We start from the raw sequence: 21,455 nt of genomic DNA, 5'->3' as shown, positions 1-21,455 counted from the left end.
CGACCGGCAAGGTTCGAGGCTTCGGCGGCGGCCGGCGATTTTGAGCATGGCGAGGCCGTTCGCGGCGTTCCCGCCCCTCGGCGATGGACAGCGTACCGGTGACCATCGCTCCGGGGTTCTTGCTCGTCGCGATACGGACTATATTGGTGGCGCAGAAGATCGGAGAGAACGGACCGTCATGCCGAAGCTGATCAACTATCTCTACCGCGCGAGGCCGGCCCGATCCTACGATGACGTCGAGATCGCGCGGCTCCAGCTCGTCTACGAGCGCGCCCGCGAGCGCCTTGGGACCGGTCTCGACAACCCGCGCCGGGAACAGCTGGCGATCGTGATCTTTCAGGAGGCGGACGTTACAACGGATCCCGATGACCTGCTCGCTCGTGTCCTGACCGCGTTTGAACAGCTCGACTGACTCTTCATGGCGTGGCCGGCATGCGCGGCAGCGGCATTGCCGGTTAGGGCCCGGCCGACGAGAGCCACGAACGGGCTGGCGTTCCGCAGCTTCTCCGAGTTCAAGTCTCCGAACGCTCACCCGAATTCAGAATGGCGCCGCGGAATGTGCGTACCTCATTGACATCGTTGGTCGGGGCAGCGGGATTCGAACTCGCGACTTCCTGCTCCCAAAGCAGGCGCTCTACCAGGCTGAGCTATGCCCCGAAACCATCGTTGCGGACGCCCATGGGCTCGCCGCATGATGTGCCGCTTCGCGCTTCGCCGGTCAAGCGCTCCAACCGGCGGCATCTCGTCAGTACCCCTCGTCTATCCCCTCACGGGGCCGGCGCCGAGCCAAACGCAGGATGGCGGACCTTGTCGCCGGGCTTCAGGCCCAGCCGCTCGGCGTTGCCGCCGGCGATCTCGAGCACGGCCAGCACCGGGCCGTTCGAGCCGATGATGCGCTCCGACAGCGGCTCGGCGCGCGCCTCAATGCGGTGGACGGTGCCGTCGGCGCGGATAAAGACCATGTCGAGCGGGATGTAAGTGTTGTGCATCCACATCGAAAGCTCACGCGGCTCCGGGTGCGGGAACAGCATGCCTTTCGTATCGGGCAGGCTCGTGCGGTACATGAGGCCGAGCGCCTGTTTCTCGGGGGTGGCGGCGACCTCGACGTCGAGCACATGGACGCCGCTGGCCGTCACGAGCTCCAGGCGCTCCTCGTGCGGGGCCCGGTGCTCGGCGGCCGGCGTTCCGCCGCTGGCATCGCCCGCAGGGACGACGGCGAAAGAGACTACAGCGCCCAGGCTCGCGGCCATGGAATGCAGAAGGGCCACCCCAGCGGCAGCCCTTCGCGATTTGCGCGCAGTCCTCATCGGTGCATCCTTCTGATCGGCCTGCCGACATCACCATGGACGCCGGCGCCGATCAATGGCTGCTCCCTCAATGAGACGATGTGAGGCCCGTCGACGAGCCGTCCGGCTTCAGCTCCGCGGCCATACAGCCCTTGGAGCCCATGCCCCAACGGACCTGGACCGTCTGGCCCGGACGCAGCTCGGTGAAGCCGAAGCGGCGCAGGGTCTCCATATGGACGAAGATGTCCGGCGTGCCCTCGCCCTTGGTCAGGAAGCCGAAGCCGCGCACGCGGTTGAACCACTTCACAATCACGCGCTCCCAATCGCTTTCGGGCTGCACGTGGACGTGGGTTCGCTGCGGCAGCAGCGAGGGGTGGATCGCCGTCGACTCGTCCATCGAGAGGATGCGGAACGCCTGCATGCCCTTCGGGCGCTTCAGGACCTGGCAGTGGATGCGGGCCCCCTCGTAGGCGGTCTGATAGCCACCGGCCCTCAGGCAGGTCACGTGCAGCAGCACGTCGGTCAAGCCGTTGTCGGGAACGATGAACCCATATCCCTTGGCGACGTCAAACCACTTAATGATTCCAGCGATCTCGAATACTTCGAGACCACCCTCTTCCAGGCGCTCGAGATCGCCTTCAGCCAATACTCCGCCGCCCGGAAACTCCGGAGGTAGCTTGGAATCCCCCATAATTTTACCCCGCCTTACTTGGCCTACGTTCATGGCCTACGTTGAACTCAACGTCACTTCGACAGCCGTTCGGTCTCTGCCCTCTACATCGACCGGCGTCGTGTCTCGTGTGACGGAGCGGAGAATACCATCTGCGATCTCCGAGACCAGCCCCCCGCAGGAAGCCGCCACTTCCGGACCCGTTCCGCGCAACGGGTGTCCACATGAGTGATGAACTCCAAGAGACTGATCGCGTTTATTATTTTTTAATATTCCCAAGTCCGAGAAAATTTCTTCGCGGGGGCCCGGGCCGGCAGAACGGCGGCTCGCAAGGCGGCGTTTTCGCTCCCGGCCGGCCTCTCCGGGCCAGGGGTGATTCGGAGCATAATTCCCGCTCTTCGGGCGTCCGGCCCTCGTCCGGCAGCGCATTGACGGGCTCGCCCGTGTGGCTTTCACTCTGGGGATAACCTCCGCCGGCACGGTGGGGCGTCGAAACGCGAGCGATCCTGCCGGGTTGGATGGGTTCGCTGCCAATGTTCACGGGATGTTTCTCGTGTCTATTCTGCAACAACAGGGCAATGACATGCGCTTCCTCCATACGATGATCCGCGTCAGGGACCTCGATGCGAGCCTGGCGTTCTACGTCCGGCTGCTCGGACTCATCGAAATGCGGCGCATCGAGAACCGGGCGGGGCGGTTCACGCTGGTCTTCCTGGCCGCCCCCTTGGACCAGACGCGGGCCGCGGCGGACTGGGCGCCTCTGGTCGAGCTCACCTACAATTGGGACCCGGAGGACTACGGCTCGGCGCGCAATTTCGGGCACCTGGCATTCGAAGTCGACGACATCTACGCGACCTGCGACAGGCTCGCGCGGGGCGGCGTCACGATCCTCAGGCCGCCGCGGGACGGCCGCATGGCCTTCATTCGCTCGCCGGACCTGATTTCAATCGAGCTCTTGCAGAAAGGTGCGGCCCTGCCGAAGGCCGAGCCCTGGGCTTCGATGCCCAATACGGGGAGCTGGTAGGACGCCCCCGACGCCCGCAGGAAGCATGCCCTTGAGCTGAAGATGCTGCTCCGCAAGAAAACTTTGCGCCGGAACCGGTTGTGGAACAATTTTTCTCTATGACCATCCTTTCGGAATGTGATCCTATTTTTATTTGTTTCTTACCCTTTATCTTGAAACATGATTTCATTAGGTTCCGGTCAGCGGAGGACTTCCATGACCAAGGCCAACGTTCGGGTGCACGCCGGCCGCGCAACCGGAGCCAGCAACGCGCTTTCGACGCCCCATCCCGACGGCGCAGCGCTTGCGGCGTACCTCGATGCGACCCTGGCGGGGTGCGACAGCCTGGAGGCGCGTCTCGCGGCCATCGCCGACGCCATCCCGGGACGGGTCGCGTTCTCGACCAGCCTTGGGCTCGAGGATCAGGCGGTGCTGCATGCCATCGCGGCCTCGAAGCGTTCCTTCGACGTGTTCACGCTCGATACGGGCCGGCACTTTCCCGAGACGCTCGAGACGATCGAGGCGAGCGAGCTGCGTTACGCGCCCCTCAAGATCCGCGTCGTGTTCCCGGACGCTGCCGACGTCGAGATGCTGGTGGCGCGCGACGGCATCATGGGTTTTCGCCAGTCGATCGAGGCGCGCAAGGCGTGCTGTGACGTGCGCAAGGTACGGCCGCTCAACACGGCGCTCGCCGGCGCAGCAGGCTGGATCACCGGGCTTCGCCGCGACCAGTCGGCTGGGCGCGCGCATGTTCCGTTCGCATCCTGGGACGGAGAGCATCAACTCGTGAAGCTCAATCCGATCGCCGACTGGAGCCTCGAGCAGCTCGAAGCCTACATCGCCGACAACAGCGTTCCTGTTAACCCCCTTCATGCGCGCGGCTTCCCGTCGATCGGCTGCCAGCCGTGCACGCGCGCGATCCGCCCCGGCGAGGACATCCGCGCGGGGCGCTGGTGGTGGGAGAACGAGGACGGAAAAGAATGCGGGCTGCACAATCGCCCGAAGCCGAAAGAGGCCCACGCATGACGCAGCCGATCTCGCATCTCGATCTCCTGGAGGCCGAGAGCATCCACATCTTCCGCGAAGCGGCTGCGCAGTTCCGCAAGCCCGTGCTGCTCTACTCGATCGGCAAGGACTCGACGGTGCTGCTGCATCTCGCGCGCAAGGCGTTCTGGCCCGCGAAGCTGCCGTTCCCGGTGCTGCACATCGACACCGGCTGGAAGTTCCGCGATATGATCGCGTTCCGCGACAAGACCGCGCGCGACTTCGATCTCGATCTCATCGTGCACACCAACGAGGATGGCGCCCAGAAGGGCATCAACCCCGTCGACTACGCGCCTTCGGTCTATACCGACGTCATGAAGACGGTGCCGCTGAAGCAGGCCCTCGACAAATATGCCTTCGACGCCGCGTTCGGCGGCGCGCGCCGCGACGAGGAGGCGAGCCGCGCCAAGGAGCGCGTGTTCTCGTTCCGCGCCGAGGGCCACCGCTGGGATCCGCGGCGGCAGAGGCCCGAGATGTGGCGGCTCCTGAACGGCCGGCTCGGCGCCGGCGAGACGGTGCGCGTGTTCCCGCTCTCCAACTGGACCGAGCGCGACGTGTGGCGCTACATCCTGCGCGAAAAGCTCGACGTCGTGCCGCTCTATTTCGCCGCCGAGCGCCCGACCATCCTGCGCAACGGGCAGCTTCTCATGCGCGACGACGACCGCCTGCCGGTGAAGCCGGGCGAGGAGGTCGTCACCCGGCGCGTGCGCTTCCGCACGCTCGGCTGCTATCCGCTGACGGCCGCTGTCGAGTCGGATGCCGCCGACATCGAGAGCGTGGTTGCCGAGACGCTCGGGGCCCGCACCTCCGAGCGGCAGGGGCGCCTCATCGACCACGATCAGGCGGGCGCCATGGAAAAGAAGAAGCAGGAAGGGTATTTCTAAGATGTCAGCGCAGCCCAATACCCTTCAGAAGTCGAAAGGCAAGGAGACGAAGGTGCCGCTCAAGGTCGTCTCGGATCAGACGTCCGCACCCTCGTCCCAAGCGCCCGATCTCGAGAAGATCGCGCCCGAGCTCTCGGGCATGCTGCGCGTGCTCACCTGCGGCTCGGTCGACGACGGCAAGTCGACGCTGATCGGGCGCCTGCTGTGGGATGCGACCGACCTCTACGACGATCAGCGCGAGACGTTGCGCCGCGGCAAGACCGTCGACGGCGGCAATCCCGACTTCAGCCTGCTCATGGATGGCCTCGTCGCCGAGCGCGAGCAGGGCATCACCATTGACATCGCCTGGCGCTATTTCGACACGCAGCACCGGCGTTTCGTCGTCATCGACAGCCCCGGTCACGAGCAGTACACGCGCAACATGGCGTCCGGCGCATCGCACGCCGACGTCGCCATCCTGCTCATCGATGCGCGCCACGGCATCAAGAAGCAGACGCGGCGGCATGTAGCGATCCTCGACCTAGTTGGCGTGAAGCGCGTCATCCTCGTCGTCAACAAGATGGATCTCGTCGACTGGTCCGAATCCGCCTTCCGCAAGATCGAAGCCGACTTCGAGACGTTCTCGTGGCGCTTCGGCTTCTGGGAGGCGAAGGCGATCCCGACCGCTGCCGTCTCCGGCGACAACGTCGCGCGCGCGTCCGAGAACATGCCCTGGTATCCCGGCCCGACGCTGCTCGAGCACCTGGAAAGCCTGCCGAGCCGTGTCACCGAGCCCACGGGGCCGTTCCGCTTCCCGGTGCAGACGGTGCTGCGCGATTCCCGAAACGACTTCCGCGGACTGGCGGGGACCGTCAGCGGAGGCAGCGTGCGTGTGGGCGAGACGATCGTCGATGCGCTCTCCAAGCGCAGCGCCAAGGTGCTGCGCATCGCCACCATGGACGGCGACCTGGAGCAGGCCGCGCAAGGCCAAGCCGTCTCCATCCAGCTCGACACCGACATCGATGTCGCGCGCGGCGCCGTGCTCTCCAAGGCCGACACGCGGCCCGTAACCGCCCGCGTCGTCGAAGCGCGCATGGTCTGGCTCAGCGAGACGCCCTACGACCCGCGCGGCTCCTATCTCCTGCGCACCGCGACCGACCTCACGCCGGTCTCGAGTCTCAAGATCCGCGCGCTGCTCGACCTCGAGTCCCTCGAGACGCATCCCGCCGATGTATGCGGAACCAACGACATCGCCCTCGGCGACATCGCGCTCGGCCGGCCGGCCGCCATCGACACCTTCGCGGACGCCCCCGAGACGGGCAGCTTCATGCTGGTCGACGCGATCACGGGGGCTTCCGTTGCGGGCGGCGTGGTGACTGTCGCCAATCCGGAAGCGGCCGAAGCCGACGAGACGACCTTCGTGCTGACGCGCGCCATGCTCGAGCGCGGGCTCAACGCCGATCTCAGCGACCAGCCGCAATCGGAGGCAGAGTTCCGGCGACGGGCGAACGAGGTGGCGCTGATCCTCAGAGCAGCCGGAATCAACGTCGAGATCGAAAGCGCTGCCGACTATTCGATCTAAACGATGTCTGCTATCGGTTGGCGGTAATCACGGAGACGCCGCCTATCATCATGGATGAGATTTTTCTTTATGTCGCCATCGGCTTCGTGGCGCAGATGATCGACGGCGCCATCGGCATGGCCTACGGGGTCACCGCAACGAGCGTCCTCCTCTCGACCGGCGTGCCGCCGGCGACGGCGAGCGCGTGCGTGCATGCGGCCGAGACGTTCACCACGGGCGCCTCCGGTCTTGCGCACTGGAAGCTCGGCAACGTCGACCGGCAGCTCCTGTGGCGGCTCGCCCTCCCCGGCGCTATCGGCGGCGCGATCGGCGCTTATGCGCTCTCCGAGTTCGACGGCGACACGCTGAAGCCCTTCATCAGCGCGTACCTGCTGCTGCTCGGCCTCGTCATCATCCGCAAGGCGCTCGCCACGCGTCCCCCGGAAACGCCGGAGCCGCGCTCGGTAGCGCCGCTCGGCTTCTTCGGCGGGCTTCTGGACGCCATCGGCGGCGGCGGATGGGGGCCGATCGTCACCTCGAGCCTGCTCGGGCAGGGGGCGACGCCGCGCTATGCCATCGGCTCGGTCAACTTCGCCGAATTCTTCGTGACGCTCACGATCTCGACGACGTTCTTCCTCACCGTGGGCTTGAGCCTCTGGCCGATCATCGCGGGGCTCATCATCGGCGGGATCATCGCCGCGCCGTTTGCGGCGCTGGCGGCCAAGCGCATCCCGCCCAAGCTTTTGATGCTGGCCGTCGGCTGCGTGATCATCGGACTCAGCGCCACCACGCTCATCAGGACCCTCAACAAGGCTCTGACCCCATGACGGGATGGCGCATCGATGAGTCCTGCTCACCCCGGAGCGGCGCGGCCCTTTCGTACGGCCGGTTGGCCGCGAAAGCCTGCAAGCCGGGGAGGTTTGCGGCGGTCTCGCTCCTGCCAGCGACACAAAAGTCCTCGCGTCAACGCGCCATCCAGTTCATGACCTAGCGGGCGACGGCGCCGATGATCGATACTTCCCTCCTCGTTCTGTGGCCCCTCATCGTCGCCGGCGGATTCGGCGTCGGCTTCCTGGTGGGCATGACCGGTGTCGGCGCGGGGTCGCTGACGACGCCGTTCCTCATCACGCAGGTCGGCATCCAGCCCGCGCTGGCGGTCGGCACGGACCTGCTTTTCGCCTCGATCACCAAGGCGTCCGCGGCGGCGCCGCATCACACGTACGGACACGTGAACTGGCGCATCGTGCGCTGGCTTGCCGCGGGCAGCGTCCCGGGGTCGATCGCCATGCTGGCGCTCATCAAATGGCTTGAGCCGGACCTCGCGACGATGGCGCACGTCATCAAGACCGCGCTCGTGGCAGCGTTGATCCTGAGCTCGGCGGCGATCCTCGTCTATCCCTTTCTCATGCGCGGCAAGTGGGTCGAAGCCGCGGCGGAGGCGGCGCACGCTGCCGTGCGCCCCATACCCACCATCCTGCTCGGGCTCCTGCTCGGCTCCATCGTCACGCTGACGTCGGTCGGCGCCGGCGCGATCGGCGTCGTGGTGCTGACGCTGCTCTATCCGGCGCTGAGGACGCGCCACCTCATCGGCACCGACATCGTGCACGCCGTGCCGCTGACGTTGGTCTCGGGGCTCGGTCATCTCGGCATGGGGAATACGAACTTCACCCTGCTCGGCCTCTTGCTCCTGGGATCGCTGCCCGGCATCGCCATCGGCTCGCGTCTCACCGGACGGCTGCCGGACTGGTTCCTACGCATCGCGCTCGCGGCGATCCTCGTCTTCGCGGCCTCGACGCTCTACGCGACGCTCTGACGTCCTTCCGGCGGCGGCAGAGCTTGCGCCGCGCCCTTATTCGGAAAAGTGCTCGCCTACGTCATGACCTCTTCCAGATCCCGCCGCGACAGGCGCCCGTCGTGGAGCGAGGTCGCGACCAGCGCGCCGGCAACGCCAATGGCGCGCAAGGCGTGCAGATCAGCGACGTGGCGCACGCCGCCGGCCGCGTAGACCCGGCGCGCGCCGGCCCGCGCGACGATCTCCGCGAGACGCTGCGTGTCGGGGCCTTCGCCGCTGCCGACGCGCGCTAACGTCATGACGATCACGCGGCCGGGCCAGAGCGCCGCATCGTCCAACAAGCCGGGCGGGCCGATGAACGTGTCGCCGCGGAAGTCAAGGGAGAGCGTGGCGCCAGCGGCCTTGCGCGCGGATTCGTAGTCGGCGAGAGATGTCAGGGTCTCCGATCCGAGCACGGGGTGAATGCGCATCTGCGTGCGTTGGGTATCCCCCCCTCCTGGGGTGGGGGGAAGCCCGACGTCTGCGTTGTCAGAACCTGCGGTGCCGTCGTCGAGCCAAAGCTCGCCGGGCCAGGCCGCGGCGAGGCGGTGTTGCGTCGCGAGGTCGGGCCCGCGGCCTTCGATGCCGTCGAGATCGGCGACGTAGAGCGTCGAAAAAGGGTAAAGCGACCTCAGCCCGAGCGCCACCACGACGGGATCGGCGCTTGCCGCGAGCGGCGTTTCGAGCGGGCGGTAGCGCGCGCGCTCGCCGCGACGGGCCGCAACGACCACGCCGCCCCGCAGATCGATAACCGGAATGACCTCCATGGGCTTCCCTCTCCTCGCAAGGGATGTAACACAGGGACGAACCAGGGGAAGGATCACGCATGACCATCACAGCCGGCCTCGATGTCGGGGGAGCACATCTCAAGGTCGCGCTCGTCGAGGACGGGCGTCCCGTGGACGTGCGCCAGCTCGCCTGCCCACTGTGGCAGGGGCTCGACAAGCTCGACACCGCGCTCGCGGGGGCCCGCCCGATGCTCGACAGGGCCGCGCGCTTCGCCGTGACCATGACCGGCGAATTGTCGGATCTGTTTCCCGACCGCAAGACGGGCGTCGAGGTGCTCGTCGCGCGCCTCGGCCAGCAGCTCGGCGACGTTCGCTTCTGGATGGGGGCGCGCGGCTTCGGCGGTGCCGACGACGCGAGACGGCAGCCCGGCGACGTCGGCTCGACGAACTTCCTGGCGACGGCGGCACTGGTCGGCGCGCAGCTCGGCGATGCCCTGCTCATCGATTTCGGATCCACGACGGCGGACATCATTCCCATCGCCGGCGGCAGGCCGCAACCACGCGGGCTCACGGACGCGGAGCGCCAGACGACGGGCGAGCTCGTCTACACGGGCTATACACGCACGGCCGTGATGGGCATTGCGGCGCGCGCGCCGTTCCGCGGGCAATGGGTCACGCTCGCGCGCGAGTACCTGGCAACCATGGCCGACGTGCGCCGGATCCGCGGCGAGCCGCTCGACGGCATCGACCTGCACGCCACCGCCGACGGCAAGGGCAAGTCCGTTGCCGAAAGCATCACGCGCCTCGCGCGCATGCTGGGCCGGGACGCGGCAGACGGCGGGGACGCGGATTGGCGGCTCGTCGCCGACTGGCTCCGCGAGGAACAGATCCGTTCGATCGTCGAGGGCGCGTTCCAGGTTCTGTCCGGCCAGGCGCTTGCGAAGCACGCGCCCGTCGTCGTGGCCGGCATCGGGGCGTCCGACGCCACCGCCGTTGCGCATCGTCTCGGACGAGACGCGCTCGCGTTCGGCGAGCTTGTGAAAGCGGACGCATCCTGCCGTCAGAGTGCAACGCACGCGGCGCCCGCCGTCGCCGTCGCCCTGCTGCTCGGCTCGGCGTAAGCTTATTGCAGCGCAAACAGAACCTTTACACAGCCGTTAAAAGTTTTCCTCCGATCCTATGCGGCGGCTGAACCGGACTCTAATGCGTGCCTGCTAGACTCACCCCAGAATGAGCAAAAAGACTTCCCAGGGGGAGCCCTATGAAGACCACGCTCACCATCCTTGCAGCCGTCGTCATGCCGGGCGGGTTCATCGTCCTCGCGATCGCGCTCGGCACGTTCCTCGTCACGCGGCATCGCGCGGGCGCAAAGGTCGTCCTCGGCGCGCCGGCATAAAGACCGCTACGTCTTAAGCGCGGCGCCCGCATCGCCGCCGCGGTAGGCGGCCACACGGTCCATGAGCCAGCCCCAGGCCTCGCGCTCGCGCGGGCCGGCCGTCTTCGAAATCGCAATCTCGAGGTAGCCGATCTCGGCGTCGATCTTCTCCGGCGGCAACATGGAGAGCCGCGTCGTCAGAACCGCCAGCTCCAGCACCGCGGCCTCGGCACGGTTGTAGCCGCTCCAGACGGCGTGGCTTGCAGCGTGCACGATCCTGCACCGGAAGCGCGGGCGCTGCATATCGTCGGCCACGCGCTCCACCGCCAGCTCCCAATGGGACACGGCATCCGCGAGCCGTACGCCTTTCACCACGTCCGCCGGAACCGTGGGCCAGTCGCGGCGCCCGGTGACGCAGCCCGCAAAGACGCGCACGTCGCCCGTATGGCTCGCCACCGCGCAGGGGTTGACCTTGAGGTTGTCGAGCGTGCGCGAGGGCTTGAAGGGGGCAACGATCCAACCGTCGCCGTCCTCGATCAGGCCGAGCGGGGCGATGTGCGGCATGCCCTTTGCGTCCGTCGTCGTCACGATGGTTTCGACGATGCGTGGCATTTCTGCTTCCTCCGCTTGCGCGGCTACCTGCCACGCGTTGTACGCACCGTCGGCCGCGCGGCACCGCGGCGGCCCGCCGGATTCTGGCGCGCATCCCGTGCCGCAATGTCCAACAGATCGCAGAGCACGGCGTCATCGTTGGGGCCGAGCACGCGCCAGGCGAGATCCGCGCGCTCGGCGATGAGCGGAAACACGGGATCGACGATGCCCTGGCGCGCCAGGGTCTTGGCCGAGGCCGTCTTGCGCACGGCGCGCGATTTGACGAGCACGAGCTCGACGTCGCCCAATCGCTCCGCCAGACGCGCGGCAAGACCGTCGGAAGTGATGGACCAATCGCGCGGGATGCGGCGGTCGCCGGCGCAGAGGCTCGCCGGCAGCCACACGGGAATGCGGCGGCGGTGCCAGGCGCGCGTGATGCCGATCAGCGATTCGGCGCCGACGAGACGCGGCGCGAGCGCGATCATCGCATCCGCCATCTGGTGCATGGCGAGCAGCGCCATGTCGTGGGCGGCCTCGTCGGAGAAGCCGAGCTTCTTTTGCGTTTCGCGCACGGCGTCGGCGAATGCACCGCCCCCCGGCACCACGACGACGGGACGGCGCGCGCGGCTGACGAGGGAAAGCAAGCGGCGCAGCCGTCCGCTCTCTGCGAGGCTGCCACCGAGCTTGAGGACGACGGGCGTCATGCGACGCCACCCGGCCGGGTGCGAAAGATCTCGACGCCGCGTACCGGGCCGCGCTCCAGCTTCTCGATGCAGATGCGCATGGCGTCGATGCGCGGATCCTTAAGGAGGCGCGCGGCGATGTCCTCGGCGAAGGTCTCGATCAGGTTGATGTGGCCCGCGCTCGTAATGTCGGCCACCGCATCGATGATGTCGGTATAGGACGGCACGGTGTCCATGTCGTCGCCAGCGGCACGCACGTGCGGCGCGAGATAGGCGTCGACGCTGAGGCGCACCTTCTGCGTGACGCCCTTCTCCTCGGCATAGACGCCGATGTTGCAGTCGATCACCCAGTCCTTGAGGAAGATGCAGTCGCGGCCAAGCGTTGCGGGCGCCTTGGCGGTGGCCCAAGCTTCACACGCGTCTGATGTCGTCTTGCTCATGGGATGCGTTCCAACGCGACGCATTCCCCTCCCCCTCTCGTCGAAGGCGAGTCTTCCATTCGACGTGGGGAGGGGTCAGGGGTGTAGGGAGTCCTGAACGCTGCTAGCGTTTGGGGTTCCCCTCCTCCCGCCCTCCCCCACAAGGGGGGAGGAGACGTGGGCGCGAAGGGGATTGCGCGGCGGATGTCGGCGAGCGCCGCAGCGTCGAGCGCGGAGCGGCGGTCGGATGCCGAGCAGAGGGCGCCGCGGAAACCAAGAACGTCGGCGCCGAGCGCGAGCAGCTCCGGTACCTGAGCGTGGCGCAACGAGCCGGCCAGCCCCGCGAACAGTCCCGCCGCGCGCGCCTCGGCGATGAAGGCGCGCAACGCGCCGGGCGGGCAATGGTCGAGCAGCGTGCGGCCGTCCTTCCGCGCCGTGTCCAGCATGACGCCCGCAAAGCCCGCTTCGCCCAGCGCCGGCACGAGCGCGCGGTCGCGCGGCGCGTCGGCCATCAGCACCGCGACCACAGGCGTGCGCCCGGCGAGGTGTCGGCCGAGATGCGCGACGGTCGCCAGCGCATCGCCGCCGGGAAAAAAGCCGACCTTGACGAGGTCGCAGCCGGTCGCCGCCATCGCGCACGCGGCTTCCAGAACGGGTTGCGGCTCGGCGACGAGGTCGCCCACCGTGGCGCTCACCGGAATGTGCGCCGGGAGGGCGCCGCGGATGCGCGCCACGACAGCGTGCGGCAAGGCGCCGAGCGCGCCCGCGGCCGGGTCCTTGCAGTCGATGATGTCGGCGCCTCCGTGCGCGGCGAGGCGGGCTTCCGCCTCCGACGTCACGCTGGCCAGAAGGCGGACGAACCGGTGCGTCACGGCCGTCCTCTCGTCGTCGTCATGTCTATGGAAGTCTCTCGGGGACTCAGGTCTCGTGGAATATGCGCCTTTGCTCGGCGAGCACCTTGTCTCTGTCTGTCCGCTCGGACGGCGAGAGGCGCACGGTCTCGTCCTGATCGATAGTCGCATTTGAGCCGGACATGCGCAAGATGCGGGTCCCGAGCATCACCGCCTCTGCGCGATCATGGGTAATGAAGACGACCGTCGTCGGGCGCCGGTTCCAGAGGCCGATCAGAAGCTCGCGCAGGGCCTGGGCCGTCGGGTCGTCGAGCGAGACGAACGGCTCGTCCATGAGCAGCACGTCGGGCTCGGTGATGAACCCGCGCGCGAGCGCCGCCCGCCGCTGCATGCCGAGCGACAGGCGCTCCGGATACTGCGAGCCGAAGCCCTCGAGCCCCACCTGGCGCAGCATGTCGTCGATCTGCGCGTGACGGGCATCGCCGTCGGGCAGCACGAGGGCGATGTTCTCGTAGACCGTGCGCCAGGGAAGCAGGCGCGGGGACTGGAAGATGTAGCCCACCTTCGTATCGGGGCCACCGAGCGTCACCTTGCCCTCGAAGTCGTGATCGAGGCCGGCGATGATGTTGAGCAGCGTCGACTTCCCACACCCCGACGGCCCGGTGATGACGGCGAACGAGCCGGGCTCGATGTCGATGGCGATGTTGCGCAGAACCTGCTGCGCGGGTCGCGACCCCGCGGCCGGAAAGACCTTGCGGTCGATTCGGACCTCGAGGCCACCCGCCGCCGGCCCCGCCGCACGCTCGCCTATCTGCGCCATTTGTTCACCCGCGCGGCGATGGGCTGCAGGACGGCGAACTCGATGACCTGGACGACGAGGATGAAGGCCAGCGCATAGGCGAGGATCATCGATACGTCGAACATCTGGAAATAGGTCCCGAGCTGGAAGCCGACGCCGTCGGAGCGCCCCAGGAGCTCGACCACCAGCACGATCTTCCAGACGAGCGACAGGCCGGTGCGCGCAGACGCCAGGAAGAACGGCGCGAGCTGCGGCAGCGTGACGTGGCGCAGCGTCTTCCAGGGGCCGAAGCGGTACACGTGGGCCATCTCCGCCAGATCGCGGGAGAGAGCGCGCGCGCCCTCGCGCACGGTGACGGCCACGTTCGGGAGCTTGTTCACGGCGACGGCGATGATGGCCGCAACCTCCGTGCGCCCGAACCAGACGTAGCAGAGGATGATGATGACGAGCGCCGGCAGGTTGAGGAACAGGATCAGCCAACTGTCGAACGCCTGGTCGATGCGTCCGTTCCGGCCCATGACGATGCCGATAGCCGAGCCGATCAGCATCGCAAACACGAACGCGACGGCGACGCGGAACAGCGTCATGGCGATGTGATAGCCGAGCTCGCCGCTTTCAGCCTCGCGCACCATGGCCGAAAAGACGACCGTGGGCGGCGGAAGATGGCGATGCTGGATCAAGAGGGCCAGCACCTCCCAGAACAGGAGGAAGCCCATCAGCGATCCCAGGCCCCAGGCGACCCGGGTCTGCCAGGGCTCGTCGACGCTCGCACGGGGTGTCGGGTTAAGTCGCTGCATTGCGGAACAGATTCGCGTCGAACTCGGTGCCGTGGCCCATCAGCTCCGCGTCTCCCGCCTCGACGAGAACGGCCATCAGCTTCCTGGCGGATTCCAGCTCGCGCGGCCCCCAGGGCTTCGGAATGCCGGCGCGGTAGGCGGCGACGATGGCCCGGAACTCGCCATCGGAGGCGGGCTTCACGAGGGGGCGGAGAGGCTCCCAGGCGGCATCGTCGGTCGCGAGCACGGCATTGGCCTCCGCGACGACCTCGAGCAAGCGCTCGATCTCGGCGCCGTGGGCCTCCTCGTAGCTTTCCTTCCAGATGAAACCGACGAGCGACGGCACGGGATCGATGCCGAGGCTCCTCATGATGTCGCTCACGGTCAGGATCTCCCGGAAGCCGCTGCCGGTGAGGCGCGCCGCGTGTGTCCAGAAATTCAGGGTCGCATCGATGCGTCCGGAGCGGAGCTCCTCGGCGAGGAGCGGGGCGGCGCCGAAGGACGGACGCGCAAAGCTTGCGATGTCGCGGCCGGTCGTGCGCTTGCTGTAGGCACGCAGCAGCAGCCAGCTCTTGTCGATGGCGGAGCCCGCCACCCCGAGCGTCCTCCCCTGGAGATCCTGGATCCCCCTAATGGCGCTCTCATCCGGCACGACGAGAGAGCCGAGAGCCGACGAATAGGGCGCAAACTTCAGCTTCTCGCCGAGGGCGCGCTGGCGCATGGCCCAGGTCCAGTCGGACACGATCACGTCGGCGCCGTTGGCGAGGAGCGCAACGGGCCCAGCCTGGTTGGACGCCACATCGACGACCTTGATCTCGAGGCCGGCCTTCTTGTCGAGCTCCAGTCTGCGGATGGTTTCGATGACCCACGAGAGGGACCCGTACTTCACCGACCCGAGACGCAACGGCGCGCCCGCCGCACGGAGCCCACCCGGCAGCGCGAGAACCGCGACGGCTGCTCCTCCATGCGCAAGAAAACGACGGCGGTCGATCATTGCGCGCTCGCCTCCGCCTTAAGCCTGTTCCTCACGAGCCAGCGCACGCCGTGAAGCCACGCCTCGTCGGTGTTGCCCTGGATCAGGACGCTCGCGCTGCTGACGAGCTTGCCTTGGGCCACGTCGGCGATCGATACGTTCAAGCTCAGGTGCGTTTCGGAGATCTTGTCGATCAGAGCCGTCATGACGAGGTCGGCCTTGGCCTTGGCGGCGATGTCGATCTCGCAGCCGTTGCATTCGGAGATCGGCTGGGCGGCGGCGATCTCGTCCTTGAGGGGACCGAGGTCGACGATGTCGTAACGCCCGTCGGCGGCGAGCAGCTTCTCGAACTCGGACCGCGCCATGTCGAGCCGCGCCTGCTCGGCGGGAGTCGGGCCCGTGACGCCCCGGAAATAATCCTCCTCCGAGGCCGGCATCGACATATCGATCGGGAATATCGCCAACCTCTGACCCGCCGACGCGGCAGCCGAAGCCATCGTCATCATCGCGATCGTCATCGTAAGCCAAGCCGCCACTCGACTTAGGGTCATGCTGGTTCGTCATCCTCCAAAGTGGGCGCATTTGCTTACACTATAACGTGCGTTCGCTCGACCGGGATTTGCAAGTGCAATGTCCGAAGGGTCCGCCTCACAGGCCGTCACAAAACCGAGAGGCGCGGCGGGCGCCAACTTGACAATTGGCAATTCGATGCGATGTTCCCCGGGAAGATGTTACAATATACCGGTATGGTCGGCGCTGCCGGAACGTCCGCGGGAGGACAACGTTATGCAGGTCTCAACTGGGTCGGCGCCTCGGCCCGCCCGGTCCGTTGCTCGCCGTCCGCGCGTCCCCTTCCTTAGGGGGATCCGCCTCCTGAGCGCCTCCCTGCTGTTGACCTTTCCAGTCCTTGCCTTGCCTGCCGGTGCGCAAGACGGCGCGCCGGCGCCTGCCGCCCAGCCCGCCGCGCCGGACGCAACGGCGGCGGCCGACGAGACCTTTCTGAAGATCCCCATCCTGATGGCGCGCGAGATCCGCGAGGGTCGTCTGCCGCCCCTGTCGCTGCTCGACATCCCCCCGCCCGACGACGGCGTCGCCGGGGCCAAGCTCGCGATCTCCGACAACAACACCACGGGCCGCTTCCTCAAGCAGACGTTCACGCTCGACGTCGTTCAGAGCGCCGTGCCCGAGGATCTCGTGGCCGAGATCAAGAAGCGCGTCGGCGAGGGGCTTCCCTACGTCGTCGCGGACGTCTCGGCCGACACGCTGCTCAAGATCGCGGATGCGATCAAGGACACGGATGCGGTGGTGTTCAACACGTCGGCTCCGGACGAAGTGCTGCGCGAGGAGCAATGCCGCGTCAACGTCAAGCACACGGCGCCGTCGCGCTCGATGCTGACCGATGCGATCGGCCAGTACATGGCCTGGAAGCAGTGGCGCAAATGGGCGCTCGTGATCGGCCCCACGCCGGAAGACAAGCTCTATGCCGACGCAGTCCGGCGGACCGCCAAGCGCTTCGGGCACAAGATCGTCGAAGAGCGCACGTTCGACTACGATCCCGGCAGCCGCCGCGCCGACGGCGGGTTCGAGCAGGTCCAGCAACAGATCCCGAGCTTCATGCAGGGCCTTCCGGATCACGACGTCGTGGTGGTCGCGGACGAGGGAGAGCTGTTCGGCGAGTACTTCCCCTATCGAACCTGGATTCCGCGTCCGGTCATCGGCACGGCGGGGCTTGTCGCAACGCCCTGGCATCCGGCGATCGAGCTCTGGGGCGGCACACAGTTTCAGAACCGCTTCAAGCGCCTCGCGGGTCGCACCATGCGGCCGCTCGACTACAATGTCTGGGTGGCGGTACGCAGCGTCGGAGAGGCCGCGACGCGCACGAACACGAACGATCCCAAGGTGCTCATCCCCTACATGCGGTCGGCGGAGTTCGAGCTTGCCGCCTTCAAGGGGCAGAAGGTCACCTACCGGGCCTGGAACGGACAGCTCCGCCAGCCGATCCTGGTCGCGACGGCAAAGATGCTGGTCTCGGTGTCGCCCCAACCGGGCTTCCTGCACCAGGTGACGGAGCTCGACACGCTCGGCGTCGACCAGCCCGAGACCAAATGCACCGCCTTCAAGAAATGATGCGCACGACCGACCAAGGAGCTTCTAAGTGACCACACAACGGCAAGGCCGGGTTCTCGCACTGGCCGCTTCCCTGCTGGTGCTCGCCACCTCGAACGCGCTCGCCTACAACGTGTTCGTATCCAACGAGAAGGACAACACCGTCTCGGTCATCGACAGCGAGACGCTCGAGGTCGTGCATACGATCAAGACCGGCAATCGTCCGCGCGGCATCATTCTCGGCAACGACGGCAAGTGGGTGATCGTGAGCGTGAGCGACGATCACAAGTTGCAGGTGTTCGACACGAAGACGTTCGAATTCATCAAGGACCTGCCTTCGGGGCCGGATCCGGAGCTGCCGATCCTGCATACGTCAGGCAATCCGCTCTACGTGTCGAACGAGGACGACAACCTCGTGACGGTGGTCGACATCTTCAAGGGGATCATCGTCACCGACGTGCCGGTCGGCGTGGAGCCGGAGGGCATGGGAATGAGCCCGGACGGAAAGATCCTCGTCAATACGTCCGAAACCACCAACATGGCGCATTTCATCGATGCGCATACCTACAAGAGCATCGACAACGTGCTGGTCGACAACCGCCCGCGCGTCGCGGAGTTCACGCCCGACGGCTCGCAGGTATGGGTCAGCGCCGAGATCGGCGGCACCGTGACGGTGATCGACACGGCGACGCGCAAGGTTCTCGGGAAGATCAACTTCGAGATCCAAGGGATCACCAAGGACGCAATCCAGCCGGTGGGCGTGCGCATCACCCGCGACGGAAAGACGGCGTTCGTGGCGCTCGGGCCGGCCAACCGCGTGGCGGTGGTGGATGTCGCGACGCGCAAGGTGCTGAAGTATCTCCTCGTCGGCCAGCGCGTCTGGAACCTCGGGTTCACGCCCGACGAGCGGTTGCTCTTCACGACCAACGGCACGTCGAACGATGTCTCCGTCATCGACGTCGCCGCGCAGAAGGTGATCAAGTCCATCAAGGTCGGCCGCTACCCCTGGGGCGTGGTCGTCGCTCCCCCCCGGGCAGACGCAAACTGACGGACACGACGCCAGCCGCGGCGCACCTGGCGATTTTTCAACCGGAGAGACAGGACCCATCGATCGTGACGGCGCCAGGCTCCCTCTTCAGCGACAGGTCGACGGGCGCGCACGCGTGCGCGATCATAGCCTCCGAGCCTGCCAGTCCCCTCGCGGGCCGCGTCCGCACGGACGCGGCCGGAAAGCGTGACACACCGTGACGACCGATGCCGCCCCTCATCCGCAGGGCTCCGCCCCATCTCAACCGGACGCGCTCGTCGTCAGCGGCGTGAGCCACAGCTTCGGTGAGAAGCGCGTGCTCGACACCGTCTCGCTCACGGTGCCGCGCGGCACGTTCGCGGTCCTGCTCGGCCCCAACGGCGCTGGAAAATCGACCCTCTTCTCGCTGATCACCCGGCTCTACGACAACGTCACGGGCGAGATCCGCATCCTCGGCAACGATGTGCGGCGCACACCCGGCGCCGCGTTGCAGAGGCTCGGCGTCGTGTTCCAGTCGAAGACGCTCGATCAGGATCTCTCGCTGCAGCAGAACCTCCTCTATCACGCCGCGCTGCATGGGCTCGGCCGTCCGGAGGCGAAGCGGCGCGCTGCGGAGGCGCTGGATATCGTCGGCCTTTCGGACCGCGCGCACGAGAAGGTCCGCAACCTTTCCGGCGGCCAGAGCCGGCGCGTCGAGATCGCGCGCTCGCTGATGCATCGCCCCGGCTGCCTCTTGCTCGACGAGCCGACCGTCGGGCTCGACATCGGCTCGCGCGAGAGCGTGATCAACATCGTGCGGGGTCTCGTCCAGCGGCAGGGGCTGGGCGTACTCTGGGCGACGCACCTCATCGACGAGATTGCGGACACCGACCTCGTCATCGTCTTGCACAAAGGCAAGGTGTTGTTTTCGGGCCAGCTCCCCGGCTTCCTCGCCCACACGGGAGCCAAATCCACCCGTGAGGCGTTTCGTATCATCACGGGCACGACATCGACCGACGAGGAGGCCGCATGACCGTCGACATCGTGCGCTCCGACAGCGCCATCGAGGCGCGCTACGCAGCCGAAAGCCCGCGCCGGCTCGGCCTGCTCGGGTACTGGGCCTGCTTCCGCGGCATCGTCTGGCGGGAGGTGCTGCGCTTCCTGCACCAGCGCGAGCGCTTCTTCTCCGCCCTCGTGCGGCCGCTGGTGTGGCTCTTCATCTTCGCGGCGGGCTTTCGGCAGGTGCTCGGCGTCTCGATCATCCCGCCTTACGAGACGTACGTGCTTTACGAGGTCTATGTCGTGCCGGGGCTCGTCGGCATGATCCTGCTGTTCAACGCCATGCAGTCGTCGCTGTCGATGGTCTACGACCGCGAGACGGGCGCCATGCGCACCCTTCTCGTCAGCCCGTTCCCGCGCTCGTTCCTTTTGCTTTCAAAGCTGCTCGGCGGCGTCGCGGTGGCGGCGATCCAAGCCTACGTGTTCCTCGGCATCTTCTACTTCTGGGAGGCCGACATCTCCTATCCCGCCCATCTGGCGCTGCTCGCGGTTCCGGCGCTCCTCTTCACGCTGCTCATCTTCAACGCGGCGACGGAAGCCTTTTCCGAGACCTTCATCGGGCGCGCCATTACCGCGGCGGCGCTCACCCAGATCGTCATCCTGGCCGGCGTCATCTATTACTGGCAGCTCCCCGCGCCCTCTATGAACTATTTCACCGTGCTGCCGGCTCTGCTTCTCGCCGGCCTCATGCTCGGCTCGCTCGCGCTTTTCATCTCGTCGGTGATCAAGCAGCTCGAGAACTTCGCGGGCGTGATGAACTTCGTCATCTTCCCGATGTTCTTCGCATCGTCGGCGCTCTATCCGCTCTGGCGCATCCGCGAGAGCAGCCCGCTGCTCTACCAGATCTGTCTGATTAACCCTTTCACCTACGCGGTCGAGCTCATCCGCTTCGCCCTTTACGGGCAGATCGGGGCGCGGCTCGAGGACGGCTCGCTCGACCTTACCAACCTTTATGTTGTCACAGCCTATACGGTGCTCTTCCTTGCTGCAGCCGTGTACGCTTATAACCCCTCGAAAGGGCTGATCGCGCGGCGAGGCGGACCCGGCGGCTCAGCCTGAGCTTCGATATCCCGAGCCCGACATCACGCTTGGCCTTTCGGCGGGGCTGGAAAAAAACGAGAGCAAAACATGACCAGGATCGCTTTGAAACTCCGCGCGCCTTTGCTGCTGGCGGCCCTCGTTGCCGGGCCTCTCCCTCTTTTCGCGGGTGCCGCGGAAATGCCGCAAGCCGAGATCCAGGGCGAGAAGGAGGCTACGGCGCCGCCGATCGACTTGACCAAGGATTGGCCGTGCGTGCAGCGCAAGGTGGAGACGCTGTCCGTCGCCGCGATCTGGGACGGCCCCTCGATCGAGGGCGTCAAGGGATGGTTCCGCGAGCCCGGCATGGCGGACCTGATCGAGCTTCTCTCGACCCGGCGCATCCCCGTCGATGAGGCGGAGCAGGCTATCACCAAGTACGCCGACGGGCTGCCCAAGGAGCAACGGGACGAGAAGCTGGTCATGCTGTTCGCCGGCCTGTTCGACAAGATGGCGAGCCAGCGCCGCAGCGTGATGAGCGGCATCGAGAAGTACCAGAAGTCGCAGAAAGAGCGCGCGCGGGAGCTTGAGCGGCAGAGCTCGGCGATCGGCGAGCTCGAGAGCAAGCAGCCGCCCGGAACGACGGTGGACGACACGCCCGAGATCGCGGCGCTACGCGAGAAGTTCAACTGGGCGCAGCGCATCTTCCAGGAACGCCAGTCGAGCATTCCACTGGCCTGCGAGCTGCCGGTGCTGATCGAGGAGCGGCTCTATGCGCTCACGCGCACCATCCGCGGCCTGATGTCGACCTGAC

25 protein-coding genes and 1 tRNA gene are annotated in these 21,455 nt (G+C 66.8%); 14 read left to right on the top strand and 12 right to left on the bottom strand.

All coding sequences use genetic code 11. The features are described 5' to 3' along the window. The first annotated feature begins 178 nt into the window (after nucleotides 1-178). Nucleotides 179-412 (top strand): hypothetical protein, encoded by a 234-nt coding sequence (locus V7082_RS05030; RefSeq protein ID WP_334146526.1) that lies wholly within the window; start codon nucleotides 179-181, stop codon nucleotides 410-412. Nucleotides 413-580: 168 nt separating this feature from the next. Here V7082_RS05030 and V7082_RS05025 read toward each other — a convergent pair. From V7082_RS05025 to V7082_RS05015, 3 genes are all read right to left on the bottom strand, one after another. Continuing rightward, a tRNA-Pro gene (locus tag V7082_RS05025) sits at nucleotides 581-657 on the bottom strand. Nucleotides 658-767: 110 nt separating this feature from the next. Continuing rightward, nucleotides 768-1,307, bottom strand: coding sequence for a DUF192 domain-containing protein (locus V7082_RS05020; protein WP_334146525.1), 540 nt, complete (start codon nucleotides 1,305-1,307; stop codon nucleotides 768-770). Nucleotides 1,308-1,374: 67 nt separating this feature from the next. After that, a complete protein-coding gene (locus V7082_RS05015; RefSeq protein ID WP_334146524.1) occupies nucleotides 1,375-1,977 on the bottom strand; it encodes a cold-shock protein in 603 nt (200 codons plus the stop codon). 562 nt (nucleotides 1,978-2,539) lie between these two features. Between V7082_RS05015 and V7082_RS05010 the strand changes: the two genes are divergently transcribed. The 6 genes from V7082_RS05010 to V7082_RS04985 all read left to right on the top strand — a co-directional run bounded on the left by V7082_RS05010 (nucleotide 2,540) and on the right by V7082_RS04985 (nucleotide 8,240). After that, on the top strand, nucleotides 2,540-2,980 hold the full coding sequence (locus V7082_RS05010) for a VOC family protein (protein WP_334146557.1): 441 nt from the start codon (nucleotides 2,540-2,542) through the stop codon (nucleotides 2,978-2,980). Nucleotides 2,981-3,175: 195 nt separating this feature from the next. Next, entirely contained in the window at nucleotides 3,176-3,985 is an 810-nt protein-coding gene (locus tag V7082_RS05005) for a phosphoadenylyl-sulfate reductase (protein WP_334146523.1), read from the top strand. Beyond that, a complete protein-coding gene (gene cysD / locus V7082_RS05000) occupies nucleotides 3,982-4,887 on the top strand; it encodes a sulfate adenylyltransferase subunit CysD (RefSeq protein WP_334146522.1) in 906 nt (301 codons plus the stop codon). Before V7082_RS05005 ends, cysD begins: the two co-directional genes overlap by 4 nt. A 1-nt stretch (nucleotide 4,888) precedes the next feature. Next, a complete protein-coding gene (locus V7082_RS04995) occupies nucleotides 4,889-6,448 on the top strand; it encodes a sulfate adenylyltransferase subunit 1 (RefSeq protein ID WP_334146521.1) in 1,560 nt (519 codons plus the stop codon). A gap of 50 nt (nucleotides 6,449-6,498) precedes the next feature. Then, a complete protein-coding gene (locus V7082_RS04990; RefSeq protein ID WP_334146520.1) occupies nucleotides 6,499-7,254 on the top strand; it encodes a sulfite exporter TauE/SafE family protein in 756 nt (251 codons plus the stop codon). 179 nt (nucleotides 7,255-7,433) lie between these two features. Further along, complete coding sequence (locus tag V7082_RS04985) at nucleotides 7,434-8,240, top strand: sulfite exporter TauE/SafE family protein (protein WP_334146519.1); 807 nt, start codon at nucleotides 7,434-7,436, stop codon at nucleotides 8,238-8,240. Between the two features lie 56 nt (nucleotides 8,241-8,296). Here the strand turns inward: V7082_RS04985 and V7082_RS04980 are convergent, their stop codons facing one another. Continuing rightward, nucleotides 8,297-9,025, bottom strand: a complete 729-nt coding sequence (locus V7082_RS04980) for a HisA/HisF-related TIM barrel protein (protein WP_334146518.1) — start codon at nucleotides 9,023-9,025, stop codon at nucleotides 8,297-8,299. Nucleotides 9,026-9,084: 59 nt separating this feature from the next. Between V7082_RS04980 and V7082_RS04975 the strand changes: the two genes are divergently transcribed. Then, nucleotides 9,085-10,107 (top strand): hydantoinase/oxoprolinase family protein, encoded by a 1,023-nt coding sequence (locus V7082_RS04975; protein WP_334146517.1) that lies wholly within the window; start codon nucleotides 9,085-9,087, stop codon nucleotides 10,105-10,107. 140 nt (nucleotides 10,108-10,247) lie between these two features. After that, entirely contained in the window at nucleotides 10,248-10,382 is a 135-nt protein-coding gene (locus tag V7082_RS04970; RefSeq protein WP_334146516.1) for a hypothetical protein, read from the top strand. A 6-nt stretch (nucleotides 10,383-10,388) separates the two neighbouring features. Here the strand turns inward: V7082_RS04970 and V7082_RS04965 are convergent, their stop codons facing one another. Genes V7082_RS04965 through V7082_RS04930 form a run of 8 tightly spaced genes read right to left on the bottom strand, consistent with a single transcriptional unit; the run spans nucleotide 10,389 to nucleotide 16,004 of the window. Further along, on the bottom strand, nucleotides 10,389-10,973 hold the full coding sequence (locus V7082_RS04965) for a DUF447 domain-containing protein (RefSeq protein ID WP_334146515.1): 585 nt from the start codon (nucleotides 10,971-10,973) through the stop codon (nucleotides 10,389-10,391). Nucleotides 10,974-10,996: 23 nt separating this feature from the next. Then, on the bottom strand, nucleotides 10,997-11,656 hold the full coding sequence (locus V7082_RS04960) for an amino acid kinase family protein (RefSeq protein WP_334146514.1): 660 nt from the start codon (nucleotides 11,654-11,656) through the stop codon (nucleotides 10,997-10,999). Continuing rightward, complete coding sequence (locus V7082_RS04955; protein WP_334146513.1) at nucleotides 11,653-12,075, bottom strand: dihydroneopterin aldolase; 423 nt, start codon at nucleotides 12,073-12,075, stop codon at nucleotides 11,653-11,655. The genes V7082_RS04960 and V7082_RS04955 overlap by 4 nt, the downstream gene beginning before the upstream one ends. Then, nucleotides 12,072-12,926, bottom strand: coding sequence for a (5-formylfuran-3-yl)methyl phosphate synthase (locus V7082_RS04950; protein ID WP_334146512.1), 855 nt, complete (start codon nucleotides 12,924-12,926; stop codon nucleotides 12,072-12,074). The genes V7082_RS04955 and V7082_RS04950 overlap by 4 nt, the downstream gene beginning before the upstream one ends. A 46-nt stretch (nucleotides 12,927-12,972) precedes the next feature. Continuing rightward, the gene (locus V7082_RS04945; protein WP_334146511.1) at nucleotides 12,973-13,725 is read right to left on the bottom strand and encodes an ABC transporter ATP-binding protein; all 753 of its coding nucleotides are present in this window, start codon (nucleotides 13,723-13,725) and stop codon (nucleotides 12,973-12,975) included. After that, a complete protein-coding gene (locus V7082_RS04940) occupies nucleotides 13,713-14,501 on the bottom strand; it encodes an ABC transporter permease (RefSeq protein WP_334146510.1) in 789 nt (262 codons plus the stop codon). Before V7082_RS04940 ends, V7082_RS04945 begins: the two co-directional genes overlap by 13 nt. Next, nucleotides 14,488-15,474, bottom strand: coding sequence for an ABC transporter substrate-binding protein (locus V7082_RS04935; RefSeq protein WP_334146509.1), 987 nt, complete (start codon nucleotides 15,472-15,474; stop codon nucleotides 14,488-14,490). The genes V7082_RS04940 and V7082_RS04935 overlap by 14 nt, the downstream gene beginning before the upstream one ends. Further along, nucleotides 15,471-16,004: a DUF3280 domain-containing protein gene (locus V7082_RS04930; RefSeq protein WP_334146508.1), complete on the bottom strand. Its 534-nt coding sequence runs from the start codon at nucleotides 16,002-16,004 to the stop codon at nucleotides 15,471-15,473. Before V7082_RS04930 ends, V7082_RS04935 begins: the two co-directional genes overlap by 4 nt. 340 nt (nucleotides 16,005-16,344) lie before the next feature. Between V7082_RS04930 and V7082_RS04925 the strand changes: the two genes are divergently transcribed. The 5 genes from V7082_RS04925 to V7082_RS04905 all read left to right on the top strand — a co-directional run bounded on the left by V7082_RS04925 (nucleotide 16,345) and on the right by V7082_RS04905 (nucleotide 21,454). Then, the gene (locus tag V7082_RS04925; protein ID WP_334146507.1) at nucleotides 16,345-17,580 is read left to right on the top strand and encodes an ABC transporter substrate-binding protein; all 1,236 of its coding nucleotides are present in this window, start codon (nucleotides 16,345-16,347) and stop codon (nucleotides 17,578-17,580) included. 28 nt (nucleotides 17,581-17,608) lie between these two features. Further along, nucleotides 17,609-18,607: a PQQ-dependent catabolism-associated beta-propeller protein gene (locus tag V7082_RS04920; protein WP_334146506.1), complete on the top strand. Its 999-nt coding sequence runs from the start codon at nucleotides 17,609-17,611 to the stop codon at nucleotides 18,605-18,607. Nucleotides 18,608-18,803: 196 nt separating this feature from the next. Beyond that, the gene (locus V7082_RS04915; protein ID WP_334146505.1) at nucleotides 18,804-19,598 is read left to right on the top strand and encodes an ABC transporter ATP-binding protein; all 795 of its coding nucleotides are present in this window, start codon (nucleotides 18,804-18,806) and stop codon (nucleotides 19,596-19,598) included. Continuing rightward, complete coding sequence (locus V7082_RS04910; RefSeq protein WP_334146504.1) at nucleotides 19,595-20,683, top strand: ABC transporter permease; 1,089 nt, start codon at nucleotides 19,595-19,597, stop codon at nucleotides 20,681-20,683. Before V7082_RS04915 ends, V7082_RS04910 begins: the two co-directional genes overlap by 4 nt. A 69-nt stretch (nucleotides 20,684-20,752) precedes the next feature. Continuing rightward, nucleotides 20,753-21,454 (top strand): hypothetical protein, encoded by a 702-nt coding sequence (locus V7082_RS04905; protein WP_334146503.1) that lies wholly within the window; start codon nucleotides 20,753-20,755, stop codon nucleotides 21,452-21,454. Nucleotide 21,455: the final 1 nt, after the last annotated feature.

This window comes from Hyphomicrobium sp., from assembly GCF_036833075.1.
In the GTDB taxonomy this organism is placed as follows: domain Bacteria; phylum Pseudomonadota; class Alphaproteobacteria; order Rhizobiales; family Hyphomicrobiaceae; genus Hyphomicrobium_C.
Note: the sequence above shows the minus strand (reverse complement) of the source record. Positions and strands in the feature narration are given on the sequence as shown.

Bases quoted from the DNA above. Each gene is read 5' to 3' on its own strand.
- V7082_RS05030 (WP_334146526.1), top strand. From the start codon at position 179: ATGCCGAAGCTGATCAACTATCTCTACCGCGCGAGGCCGGCCCGATCC.
- V7082_RS05020 (WP_334146525.1), bottom strand. From the start codon at position 1,307: ATGAGGACTGCGCGCAAATCGCGAAGGGCTGCCGCTGGGGTGGCCCTT.
- V7082_RS05015 (WP_334146524.1), bottom strand. From the start codon at position 1,977: ATGGGGGATTCCAAGCTACCTCCGGAGTTTCCGGGCGGCGGAGTATTG.
- V7082_RS05010 (WP_334146557.1), top strand. From the start codon at position 2,540: ATGCGCTTCCTCCATACGATGATCCGCGTCAGGGACCTCGATGCGAGC.
- V7082_RS05005 (WP_334146523.1), top strand. From the start codon at position 3,176: ATGACCAAGGCCAACGTTCGGGTGCACGCCGGCCGCGCAACCGGAGCC.
- cysD (WP_334146522.1), top strand. From the start codon at position 3,982: ATGACGCAGCCGATCTCGCATCTCGATCTCCTGGAGGCCGAGAGCATC.
- V7082_RS04995 (WP_334146521.1), top strand. From the start codon at position 4,889: ATGTCAGCGCAGCCCAATACCCTTCAGAAGTCGAAAGGCAAGGAGACG.
- V7082_RS04990 (WP_334146520.1), top strand. From the start codon at position 6,499: ATGGATGAGATTTTTCTTTATGTCGCCATCGGCTTCGTGGCGCAGATG.
- V7082_RS04985 (WP_334146519.1), top strand. From the start codon at position 7,434: ATGATCGATACTTCCCTCCTCGTTCTGTGGCCCCTCATCGTCGCCGGC.
- V7082_RS04980 (WP_334146518.1), bottom strand. From the start codon at position 9,025: ATGGAGGTCATTCCGGTTATCGATCTGCGGGGCGGCGTGGTCGTTGCG.
- V7082_RS04975 (WP_334146517.1), top strand. From the start codon at position 9,085: ATGACCATCACAGCCGGCCTCGATGTCGGGGGAGCACATCTCAAGGTC.
- V7082_RS04970 (WP_334146516.1), top strand. From the start codon at position 10,248: ATGAAGACCACGCTCACCATCCTTGCAGCCGTCGTCATGCCGGGCGGG.
- V7082_RS04965 (WP_334146515.1), bottom strand. From the start codon at position 10,973: ATGCCACGCATCGTCGAAACCATCGTGACGACGACGGACGCAAAGGGC.
- V7082_RS04960 (WP_334146514.1), bottom strand. From the start codon at position 11,656: ATGACGCCCGTCGTCCTCAAGCTCGGTGGCAGCCTCGCAGAGAGCGGA.
- V7082_RS04955 (WP_334146513.1), bottom strand. From the start codon at position 12,075: ATGAGCAAGACGACATCAGACGCGTGTGAAGCTTGGGCCACCGCCAAG.
- V7082_RS04945 (WP_334146511.1), bottom strand. From the start codon at position 13,725: ATGGCGCAGATAGGCGAGCGTGCGGCGGGGCCGGCGGCGGGTGGCCTC.
- V7082_RS04940 (WP_334146510.1), bottom strand. From the start codon at position 14,501: ATGCAGCGACTTAACCCGACACCCCGTGCGAGCGTCGACGAGCCCTGG.
- V7082_RS04935 (WP_334146509.1), bottom strand. From the start codon at position 15,474: ATGATCGACCGCCGTCGTTTTCTTGCGCATGGAGGAGCAGCCGTCGCG.
- V7082_RS04930 (WP_334146508.1), bottom strand. From the start codon at position 16,004: ATGACCCTAAGTCGAGTGGCGGCTTGGCTTACGATGACGATCGCGATG.
- V7082_RS04910 (WP_334146504.1), top strand. From the start codon at position 19,595: ATGACCGTCGACATCGTGCGCTCCGACAGCGCCATCGAGGCGCGCTAC.
- V7082_RS04905 (WP_334146503.1), top strand. From the start codon at position 20,753: ATGACCAGGATCGCTTTGAAACTCCGCGCGCCTTTGCTGCTGGCGGCC.